Below are 11,324 nucleotides of genomic sequence, written 5' to 3' on the forward strand. Positions count from 1 at the left end.
GAATGAAGGAAAAGTTATGGTTTTGAAAAATTTGATAAAAATAAGTCTTGTTGCGAGTACAAGTTTAATGCTTATAGGGTGTGGTGGCGGAGATAATACTTCAGATACGACACAAGAGGCAGAAAATTTTAAACTTTCTGTATTTCATCTTAATGATACTCATTCTCATATAGATAGTGAGCAGTTAAGTTTTTATACGACAGATGGGGTAAAAACCTATTATGATGCCGGAGGGTATCCAAGAATTGTTACAAAACTTAAAGAGTTACGAACACAAAAACCAAATTCTTTAATGCTTGAAGCAGGAGATACTTTTCAGGGAACACTTTATTATTCTCTTTTTAAAGGAGATGCAGATGCAGATGCAATCAATCTTTTGGGTGTAGATGCATATGTACTTGGAAACCATGAGTTTGATGATGGTGATGCAGCGCTTAAAACTTTTATAAATAAACTTGACAGCAATATATCAATGCTAAGTGCAAATGTAATTCCTCAAGCTGGAAATATTTTAGAAGATATGTGGAAACCCTATGTTATCAAAGAGATTGATGGTGAAAAAATTGGGATAATCGGAATTACAACGTCTCAAAAAACACAAGACTCTTCAAATCCTAGTGATACACTAGATTTTGCTGATGAACTCATAACTGCGCAAAGCAATATTGATATGTTGATAAATCAAAATGTTAATAAAATCATTCTTTTAACACACCAAGGCTATCAAAATGATATCGCGATGGCACAACAGCTTTCAGGGGTTGATGCGATTATTGGTGGGGATTCTCACACCTATTTAGGTGATTTTGGAGAATTTGCAACTAGCAGTGGAGAATACCCAACTGAGGTAAAAAATGCTGATGGGGATACTGTCTGTATTGCGCAAGCAGGGCAGTATGCAAAGATTTTAGGTGACCTTGAGCTAGAATTTGATGTAAAAGGTATTGTTCAATCATGCGGAGGAGAGCCTCTGTTACTTGTTGGCGATACTTTTTTACAACAAGATGTCGATGGGAATAAAGTAGAGGTTAATGCGACAGAAAAAGAAAAAATTTTAGATATTGTTAATAGTAAAAACATTGCAATTGTTGCAGAAGATACAACGGCATTATCAGTCATACAAAAGTACAAAGATCAGGTTGATGCTAAAAAGGCAGAGACAATAGGTGTCTCAGCAGAGGAGTTAGCACATATTAGAATTCCAGGCAGTGATTATGGCGATGTAAATGGTTCTACGCTTCCGCTTGGGAGTGAAATAGCTCCAATTGTTGCCAAGTCTTTTTATGAGCTTAGCAATCGTGCTGATGTTTGTATACAAAATGCTGGTGGAGTGCGCATAACTGTACCTGAGGGTAATATCACTATGGGAACAGCATATGAGCTTTTACCGTTTGCAAATACGCTTTTCGAAATTGAGATGAAAGGAAGCGAAATTAAACAAGTGCTTGAAGATGCTCTTACAAACTATCTAGATAATGGTGGCTCAACTGGCTCATTTCCTTATGCTTATGCACTTAGATATGACATAAATGAAGGAAATCCTGCAAACAGCAGAATTAGTAATCTTGAAATAAAAAATAGGGAAACAGGAAGGTGGTCAGCTATAGAAGATACAACTATGTATGTCGTGGTGACAAACAGTTATATCGCTGCTGGAAAAGATGGCTATACAACATTTGCTACAGTACAAGAAGAGAGGGGTGCGGGTGTTGATACTTATCTTGACTATGCAATGAGTTTTGTTCGCTATGTGGAGAAACTACAAGCAGAAGGAAAAAAAGTTGAGAAACTACCTCTTACTGAGCACTGTATTAAAAACTTCAATGCTGTACTCAGTAAAATATCTTCTTTTGATACTTCTTTAGAAGGTGGTAGTGAAATAGTTGCTTACGATACAGATTCAAAAAGAATGTTTACTACAAATGGAGCAGAAAATAAACTTGATATTATCTCTTTATCTGATGTGAACAATCCTATACTTGTAAAACAAGTAGATCTATCTAGTTTTGGTACAGGCGTAAACTCTGTGAGTGTTCATAATGGCAAAGTAGCAGTAGCAATGCAAGATGGAAATGATACAGTGGGCACAAAACAGCTTCAAGGGCGTATAGTATTTTTTAATACAGATGGCATTTATGACAAAAATGTAACAGTAGGTTACCTTCCAGATATGGTAACATTTAATGAAGATGGTTCAAAGGTTATTGTTGCTAATGAGGGTGAGCCAAGTAGTGTAAATGGTAGCACTGATTACTATGATCCTATTGGCTCTGTTGGGGTTATTACTGTCTCAGATGGAACATATGTAGATATAAACTTCTCTGCTGCTACATTAACATCTGCAGAAGATGGTACTCCTGTAAGATTAGGTGGTACACCAAGTAATGATCAGGCAAAAGATATTGAACCTGAATATGTTACAGTGAGTGGTAATTTTGCCTACGTGACACTTCAAGAGAATAATGCAATAGCAAAAATTGATCTTACAACGAACAAAATAGAGTATGTTAAATCCCTTGGAGCAAAAAGCTGGGATGTGGATTCAAATAATACGATAGATATCGAAGAAGAGGGTAAAATTAAGATGCAATCGTATACAGGTCTTTATGGACTATATATGCCAGATACAATTGCATCACTTACATATAATAATGCAACCTATCTTTTAACAGCAAATGAGGGAGATGGGAGAGAATACGGTGACTTTACAGATGAATCAAAAGTAAGTAAGCTTGATTTAGATTCAAGTATAGCAAATGCTTATGAGGATGAAAATGACATCAAAGTTGTTGTAGATATGGGTGATACTGATGGTGATGGTGATTACGATAAACTCTATGCTTATGGTGCTAGAAGTTTCTCTATCTGGGATGATAATGGTGATATTGTATATGACTCTGCTGATAGTATAGGTAAAAGTATTGCTCTTTATGAGCCACAACTTTTTAACCAAGACGAAGGTGAAATGGATGGAAGAAGTGGTAATAAAGGGGGAGAACCTGAAGCGTTAACTACTGGTGTAGTTGATGGAAAAACATATGCATTTGTAGGTTTGGAGCGTCAAAGTGCCATTTTAGTTTACGATATTAGTGATATTAATGATGTGAAGTTTCTTACTTACTATAGAGCTGAAATAGAGGGCGACATCTCTCCTGAAGGGATGAAGTTTATCCCTGCAACAGACTCACCAAACGGTAAAAATCTTCTTTTAGTCTCTTATGAGTTTAGTGGTTCAACAGCTATATATGAAGTAAAATAGTGACACAATATTATTCATTAGGAGTAGAGATTTTTAAAAACTCTACTCCTTTATATGATAGTAAAGCTTATAAACAAAGATAATTTTAATTATAACTAACTATAATTCTAAATATTCTATAATACTAGATAGGAGTTTGGTGTGGTTATTCAAAAAAAGTTATTGTTTTTATCTCAAATATGTGGTAGGTCTGTAAAATATCATGAGCTATGAGTATATGCTTTTTGGTGCTATCACTTTTGTACTCTCTATTCTTTTCTCTATGGGAGGAGCTGGTAGTGGTGTAGCACTTATCCCCATTTTACATTTTTTAGGGGTTGATTTTACTGTAGCTAAGGCGATAGGACTTTTTGCAGGGGCTTCAACTACCATTACCTCAAGTGTTATGAACATTGTTCGTAAAAGTGTTGAGTATAAATTTGTATTTCCAATCGCCGCAATGATGCTTATTTTCGCTCCACTTGGCGCTTATAGTAGTAGTTTTATTGATGAAAATATCGTCAAATTTTTCTTTATGCTTTTACTTTTTTACAGTGCAACGATGATGATGTTTTCAAAGAAAAAAGCACTTTTTCATGCTGAGTCAAACATTACTCTTTTAGTTGTTGGCGCTTTTGTTGGTTTTCTTGCAGGACTTTTAGGCGTTGGTGGAGGAAACATTCTCATTCCTCTTTTAGCACTTCTTGGATATGCCCCTAAAAAAGTAGCTGTTGCTGTGAGTTTTGTTGTTCCATTCTCTGCACTTGGCTCTTTTGCTACCTATGCCTCTTATGTAGCCCTTGATTGGAATCTTTTAGCCGTAGTAGCTCTTTGTGCCATTGCTGGAGGGTACATCGGAAACTATATGATGCACTTTAAGTTAGAACAATCCCATATCAAAAAACTTATGGCAGTGATTTTGTATTTGCTAGCACTGAAGATGCTCTGGCACTTTTATATAACTTTGGTTTAATTGAAGTTCTTATAAAATAGTTTTATGCAAAACAACACAAAAAAAAGTATCTATGCTTGGGCATTCTATGACTGGGCAAATTCTGCTTATGCTACTACTGTAATGGCTGGATTTTTTCCTATATTTTTTAAATCTTATTATAGTGTGGGTGCAGATGTGACAGTAAGTACAGCACAGCTTGGACTTGCTAACTCTCTTTCGAGTTTTGTGGTTGTTCTTATGGCTCCTCTGCTTGGGGCGATTGCCGATGCAGGGTCTTTAAAAAAGCGTTTTTTATCTCTTTTTGCATTTTTGGGAATTTTGATGAGTGCTTCACTTTCTCTTGTAGGAGAGGGAAACTGGGAACTTGCTGCGTTTATCTATGCACTTGGAAATATTGGTTTTATGAGCTCAAATATCTTTTATGACGGACTTCTCCCTTTTGTAAGTGAGGATAAGAGTGTGGATTTTATTTCAGGGCTTGGGTTTTCTCTTGGCTATCTTGGCGGTGGTATTTTATTTGCACTCAATGTCTTTATGGTACAAGAGCCCTCTTTTTTTGGGTTTGAAGATAAAGTTGAAGCTATAAAGGCATCTTTTATTAGTGTGGCACTTTGGTGGGCACTTTTTTCACTTCCACTTTTATTTTTTGTTGCAGAAAAGAAAAAGCACAAAAAAGAAAAGCAAAGCTTGATTGTTGCAGGATATTTTCGACTGAAAAAGACTTTTGAGAGAGTAACAAGCCTTAAAGGGCTTTTTTTCTTTTTAGTTGCTTATTGGTTTTATATAGATGGGGTAGATACTATCATCCGTATGGCAGTTGACTATGGTATGGCCTTGGGATTTGATAGTAGCAGTCTGATAATGGCTTTGCTTATAGTACAGTTTGTTGGTTTTCCAGCAACGCTTATCATTGTGAAATTAGCAGATATTTGGGAGACGAAAAAAGTCATTTATCTTAGTATTGCTATTTATATTGCTATTATTATTTTTGCATCTATGATGAAAGAGGAGTCAGAATTTTATATCTTGGCTGTGATGATTTCACTTGTTCAAGGTGGTATTCAAGCGCTTAGTCGTTCCTACTATGCAAAGATGATACCACAACAATATGCAGCAGAATTTTTTGGTTTTTATGATTTACTTGGAAAGTTTGCTGTTATCTTAGGTCCCTTACTCATTGGAGGGGTTGCACTACTGACGCAGAGTTCACGTTTATCTATTGCTTCGGTTGCTATTCTCTTTGTTATTGGAGGTGTTTTACTCTTTTTTGTGGATGAGAGAAAAACTTCCAAAGAGGTACGCGAGGCGCTGGACTAAAAGAGTCCATTGATCTGCGCATCACTATCCATCATAAACAGAGCATTGTTTACTACTTCATCGCCTGCATTTAATCCACTGATGATGTATGTCGTGTTGTTCAGTGGTTTTGCTTGTACCTCTTTTGGTTCGTATTCTCCCTCAAATTCTCCTACAACAAAAACATAATATTTTCCATCTTTTCGGATAACGGCACTTTGTGGAAGGGTCAGGTACTTGCGTATTTTGTCTTTTGAGATGACATTTGCATACATTCCTGGAAAAAGAGTGTTGCTTTTGTTTTGTAAACGCAGTCGCATGGTGAGGGTTGCTTCTTTTGGGTTCAGTTGAGGATAAAAGAGTTTGTTTTTTGTTTTATAAACTTTGTCAGTTGTTTTGAAGTGTACTTCAAAATTATTTGCATTTTTTAACCACTTCAAATCATCTTCAAAGACTTGTGTTTCTATCCATACGGTGCTAATGTCTACAATCTCAAAGAGTTTACTTTTTGCATTAAACGCAGTGCCATTAACAATGTTTTTCTCAAAGATATACCCAGAGCTTGGCGCGTAGAGTGTTGTAAACTCTGAGACTTTTTTGTTTTTAAGTGTGGCATCTATCTCTGCTGCGTTTACATCAAGTAAAGAGAGGTTGAGTCTTGCACTGCGTAGCATACTTTTACTCGTTTTATTTTTTGTGTAGTAGTAAGAGTTGAGATAGTCCTCTTTGGCTTTGTAGACCTCAGGTGAATAGACAAGTGCTAAAGGTTCGCCTTTTTTAACGAACTTGTAAATCTTATCAGCATAAAGTTTTACTACATAGCCACCAAAACGGGGTGTGACATCACTTATCTTTGTCTCATCTGCTACAACAAAACCATAGTTCTTTTTACTATGACTTGTTGTAATGTTTTTTACTATGACTGTTTGAACAGAAAAAAGTTGCGTTACGGTCGGTTTTGGCGCTGCAGCCTCGGCAAAAAGCCACAGAGGCAGGATGAGAAGTAGATATTTTTTCATTTGAGTTTTCCTTGAAGTTCTGAGATATGTGCTTGAGCACGTTTGTAATTTGCTACAGCTTGTATACTTTTTTTCTCAAGATCAAGCTTACTAAAGAGAACATCAATATACTTAAACAAATCACTCCCTATGGAGATAGAAGCACTAGAGAGTTCAAACATATGAGCAACTTGTGGCAGTGCATCATCTTGGATAATGTGATAAATATCATAAGAGACCAGCATCTGAGCATAGTAAGTCTCTAAGGATGAATTTACAGAATTTTGTGTGTCTGATTTTTGTGCAGATGCAGAAAGTAAAAGGGCGCGTTCTTTTACTTCTTTGGCATCTTCTGTTCCATATATAGGTAAAGAGAGTCCTATGCCGACATTAAAATAATTGTCAAAGTTTTCTCTATAAGCATAGCCTGCGAGGAGATTAATATCTGGATAATTACTTAAGGCTACTTTTTGAACATTGGCATTTTGTTTTTGCACTGTTTGGCTTTGAACTTTTAACTGCGGATTGTTTTGTAGAGAGTTTTGTAAGTTTTTAAGTTGTGGTTTTTCTCCTATACTGAGTGCAATATCCAAATTCTTTACGCTAAACGCAGTAAGATAAGAGAGTCGAGCATAGGCAGAGGTTATTTTAGAGCTGAGTAGACTTTTTTGGATATATAAGTCTGAGAGTGAAAGTTCTGCTTTCATAACACCCATATGTTGATTTGAATTCGTAGTTGTATACGCTTCATAGAGTTTGATGTTTTGTTTTGTCAGTGTTATATATTGCTCTGTGATATCGTAGAGTTCTTTGAGTTCCCAAATAGTGTAGGCTTCATCTTTGATTTTTTGTACAAGTGAGACCTTTGCTGCGTTTAGCTTTTCTTCTAAGAGTTTTTCATTTTCTAAAGCAACATCTTCATCTGCGTCACGTTTCCCCCAGTAAAATACCTTTTGCTTGAGTGTGAGAACTGTTTGACTCATGGACTGGGAGGAATCAAGTGTATTTTTTGTTAAAAGGAGTTCTGGGTTTGCAAACTTATTTGCTATTTTTATGCTTTGTTTATTAGCTTCAATCCTCGCGTTTATAGACTCTAGTGAAGGATTTTTAGCTAAAGAAGTGGAGATAACTTCTTCTAACGTTAGTGCCCAAACACTGCTAGAGAGAAGAAGAGTAAAAAGAAGTAATATTTTCACAGCTAACCTTTTTTATATTTGAATGAAAAAAGTATAGCTATTTTTTGTGTAGTGTTTGTGTGGCTCTTTTTATGAAAAACTACTGAAGCGCTTTTTCTGCAGCTATGAGTGCAACAACACCGTCATACATATCTTGAACCGCTTCTACTTCTGTGATACCCAAGCGACGACGGTTACTAATGTCATAAATCCCACCTTCACTCTCTGAGTGTTCACCGTGGATACCACGAATTTGTAAGTGATGTTTATCGGTGATAGCTTTAAAGGCATCCATATCTTTTGCTAAATTTGGTAGCGCGATATGCACACTTGCTCGCATGGCAGTTCCAAGGTTGGTCGGGCATGAAGTGATATAGCCTAAGTGGTCACTGTATGAAAAAGGTACTTTTGTTTGTATGGAGTCGATAGCATTGACTAAACGAGTGAAAACCTCTTTGATGTCACCACCTTGTTGCATAGAAATGATACGAAGCTCATCTTCTTCGTTGACCCAGACTAAAAATGTTTTGTTTTTGTTGTGATAGATTCCACGTCCTGCGGGCCAGTCACGGTTGAGTCCAGCAGCATCTAAAAAGCGGTCACCCTCTTTAAAGAGAAAATGATCCTTGATGAGTTCATCTTGCACTTCTTTACTCATCCCAAGGAGAGGATAGTAATCACCTGAGAGTTCACCCTCAAGTGTGCTTAAACCCTCGACTACTTTTGATTCTACTTCATTGCGTTGTTCTTTTGATATCGCAGGTCCAAGAGGCATATTGTCCATATTTCTTCCTACGCGAATGCGTGTGGAGACGATAAACTCACCTTCAGGGTCAGGATTGTTAGCATCCAAATCATCAGGATTGAGATTACTTTTGTGCATATCATTTTTATCAAAACCGTGGTACTCTTTGATGATGGGGTCAAAAAGAGGTGCAAAAACATCATATGATTCTTTGTCACCCGCGTAAACACCGATGCCACTATCTATATTTTTTACACCAGAATTTATGGCTTGTTCTAGTGTGAAACCATTAGCTGTTTTTTTATCTTTGAGTGCTTCAAAAACCTCAGGTGTTAAGTATTTGCATAGTAGTGATTTGCAGTCTGCTGGAAATGTTGGATAGTTCATTTTTGCTTCCTTTTTTTAGGTTATAGATAGATTATAGCTACTGCGTAATGTAAAGTATATTAAAAGAGGTAAAGTATTTAAAATATGACAAAATGAAATAAAATTATGTTTCATATATATAAATAGTATAATGCAAACTAAGAATTTCCAAAAAGGATTTGGCATTGAATGGGAAAATAATGGTAACGTATAAAATACTCTGTAAAGCAGACTTAAATAAAGAGATAAAAGTAGAAGAACTTTTGGCAAACGAAAAAATTGCCAAAATTATCAAAAGCGAATATGCAAAAGGTTTTAGAAATATCGTCCTTTTAAGCGATAACAAAGAGGCGAAAATAAAACTCGAAACACTTAAAGATTTACATACTTTTGAAGTAGATAAAAATGACTTTGCTGATATCCTTGTGCTTGCAGAAGAACATGCGACGCTGAACAAGCTGATTAAAAAAGATTGTGAAAGAATTGAACTTATGGACATAGAGACAGTGTAGTAAGAGTATTGTTATTGACCTTACAAGAACTTTAGTAGCATTCATTAATAAAATATTTAGTCTATAAGGTATAAAATATTCTTATGAACAGAACAAAAAGTAAATTTCTAGGATTTGGGTTTATTGTTTTCGTTGTGTGGGTTTTTATCGAAGCTTATATGTATAACATAGCTGAGAATGCAGAAAAAAACTACATGGCAGCACTTCTTAAGGATGCAAAAGAGCGTTCTATCGAGATAGAAAAAATAAGAGAGTGGAACGCGGAACTCGGTGGGGTTTACGTAAAAAGTAAAACGCTGAAACCAAACAAATACCTAGACGCTAATCTTGTAGATTTTGGAGAGGAAAATAGGTTTGTAAAGATTAACCCAGCTTGGATGATGCGGATGTTGTCAGAAAAATTTCAAGATGGGGATTTCTCTTTTGCTCTTGTAAGTAGCTCTCCTGTTAATCCTCTCAATAAAGCAAAAGGTTTTTATGCAGAATCTCTACAAAAGCTTCATAATGAAGCATCACAAAAAGCAAATCCGCATTATCAGTTAGATAAAGATACAAAAAGATTAGAATATTTACATCCTATATATATGAAAAAAGCATGTATGGGGTGTCATCAAGAAGAAGATTATACTGTACATGATTTACGTGGTGGTATAGCACTTGATTTGGATGCTAGTTTTTATATGGATAAAATAGATGAGCTTTGGAAAAAGTTTTATCTTGTGAGCGCGCTTTTTACTGTTTTTACTTTCTTGCTTTTGTATGCGATTGGTAGTTTATCTAAAAAAAGTGTGAGGTATGAGCTTCTAACTAACTCTCTGCAAGAGAAGATAGCTGAAGCTACAAAAAAACTTGATTTGGCACTTAAAGGTGCTAGACTTGGGTACTGGCATTGGAATATTAAAACACATAAGCATGATGTGGATGAGAGATGGTTGGCGATGCTAGGTTTATATCCATCTGCGATTGACAATATAGACACGGATTGGAGTGCAAGAATACATCCTGATGATAAAGCAAAAATTTTACCGATTATAGAAAAGGCAATAGCAACTAAAGAGCCATATACAGTAGAGTTTCGTATGCTTCATGCAAATGGAGAATACATTTGGATAGAAGGTTCAGGAGATGTGACAAAGCTGGATGAAAATGGTGAAGCACTTGAACTCTCAGGAACACATAAAGAGATAGGTAAGCGTAAAGCCTTAGAGCTTGAGCATAAAAAAAATGAGCTTTACCTTCAGACACTGTATGAAAAAAATCCAAATATGATTTTGATTACAACAGGGCATAAAATTATAAAAGCAAATGAAGCTTTTTTACATTTTTTTAAAGAGTATACTTCTTTAGAAGCATTTTTAAAAGAAAATATTTGTATATGTAACTTTTTTCAAGAGTCTAAGTATAAAGATACCATTGCATGTGAGACAGGAAAATGGATAGATGAAGTTTTCGCTGCGAAAGATCCTATGGTCAAGATAGTTCATTTAGGAGATGAATACTATTTCTCAGTCTATGCAAAGAAAATTTATGAAGAGAATGAGATGCATGTGCTTGTGACATTTAATGATATTACTGAGATGTATAAGATTAGACATATGTATGAAGAATTATCCATTCGGGATGCTTTGACCGGTATTTATAATAGACGTTTTTTTAATGAGATATTTCCTCATGAGCTTAATCGTGCAAAAAGAGTAGGTGAGAGTTTTTGTTTTGCCATACTAGATGTAGATAACTTCAAACTTTATAATGATAATTATGGGCATGATATGGGAGATGTGGCACTACAAAAATTAGCTGAAAAAGTAGAAAAGTATACAGCAAGGGCAAATGAGTACTTTTTTCGTTTAGGCGGAGAAGAGTTTGGTGTTATCTTTAGTGGCTACACAAAAGAAAAATCTTTATATTATTTACTGACCTTACGCACTTTTCAATTTCTGCAACTCCAGATACGAAATTTGATTAGCCCGAATAAGCAACTTCATCCTAAGTGCAAAATGATTTAAATTGTGTTTTATTTTTAAACATTCAAGTTTAAA

At 35.5% G+C, this 11,324-nt stretch carries 8 protein-coding genes; 5 read left to right on the forward strand and 3 right to left on the reverse strand.

Going from position 1 to position 11,324, the window contains the following annotated elements; translation table 11 throughout:
- Positions 1-16: 16 nt before the first annotated feature.
- The 3 genes from nadN to MV052_RS05310 all read left to right on the forward strand — a co-directional run bounded on the left by nadN (position 17) and on the right by MV052_RS05310 (position 5,510).
- On the forward strand, positions 17-3,259 hold the full coding sequence (gene nadN / locus MV052_RS05300; RefSeq protein WP_297441673.1) for an NAD nucleotidase: 3,243 nt from the start codon (positions 17-19) through the stop codon (positions 3,257-3,259).
- A gap of 202 nt (positions 3,260-3,461) precedes the next feature.
- Positions 3,462-4,211 (forward strand): sulfite exporter TauE/SafE family protein, encoded by a 750-nt coding sequence (locus tag MV052_RS05305; protein ID WP_297441675.1) that lies wholly within the window; start codon positions 3,462-3,464, stop codon positions 4,209-4,211.
- Positions 4,212-4,235: 24 nt separating this feature from the next.
- Complete coding sequence (locus tag MV052_RS05310) at positions 4,236-5,510, forward strand: MFS transporter (RefSeq protein WP_297441677.1); 1,275 nt, start codon at positions 4,236-4,238, stop codon at positions 5,508-5,510.
- Here the strand turns inward: MV052_RS05310 and MV052_RS05315 are convergent.
- From MV052_RS05315 to MV052_RS05325, 3 genes are all read right to left on the reverse strand, one after another.
- A complete protein-coding gene (locus tag MV052_RS05315) occupies positions 5,507-6,508 on the reverse strand; it encodes an efflux RND transporter periplasmic adaptor subunit (RefSeq protein ID WP_297441679.1) in 1,002 nt (333 codons plus the stop codon). The genes MV052_RS05310 and MV052_RS05315 overlap by 4 nt on opposite strands.
- Positions 6,505-7,683: a TolC family protein gene (locus MV052_RS05320; RefSeq protein WP_297441681.1), complete on the reverse strand. Its 1,179-nt coding sequence runs from the start codon at positions 7,681-7,683 to the stop codon at positions 6,505-6,507. The genes MV052_RS05315 and MV052_RS05320 overlap by 4 nt, the downstream gene beginning before the upstream one ends.
- A 79-nt stretch (positions 7,684-7,762) precedes the next feature.
- Positions 7,763-8,794 carry a phosphagen kinase gene (locus MV052_RS05325; RefSeq protein WP_297441682.1) on the reverse strand — a complete coding sequence of 344 codons (1,032 nt, stop codon included), beginning with the start codon at positions 8,792-8,794 and terminating at the stop codon, positions 7,763-7,765.
- Between the two features lie 164 nt (positions 8,795-8,958).
- Between MV052_RS05325 and MV052_RS05330 the strand changes: the two genes are divergently transcribed.
- Positions 8,959-9,285 carry a hypothetical protein gene (locus MV052_RS05330; protein WP_297441683.1) on the forward strand — a complete coding sequence of 109 codons (327 nt, stop codon included), beginning with the start codon at positions 8,959-8,961 and terminating at the stop codon, positions 9,283-9,285.
- Positions 9,286-9,368: 83 nt separating this feature from the next.
- Entirely contained in the window at positions 9,369-11,291 is a 1,923-nt protein-coding gene (locus MV052_RS05335) for a diguanylate cyclase (protein ID WP_297441684.1), read from the forward strand.
- Positions 11,292-11,324: the final 33 nt, after the last annotated feature.

The sequence above is a fragment of the Sulfurimonas sp. genome, from assembly GCF_026988655.1.
Taxonomy (GTDB): domain Bacteria; phylum Campylobacterota; class Campylobacteria; order Campylobacterales; family Sulfurimonadaceae; genus Sulfurimonas.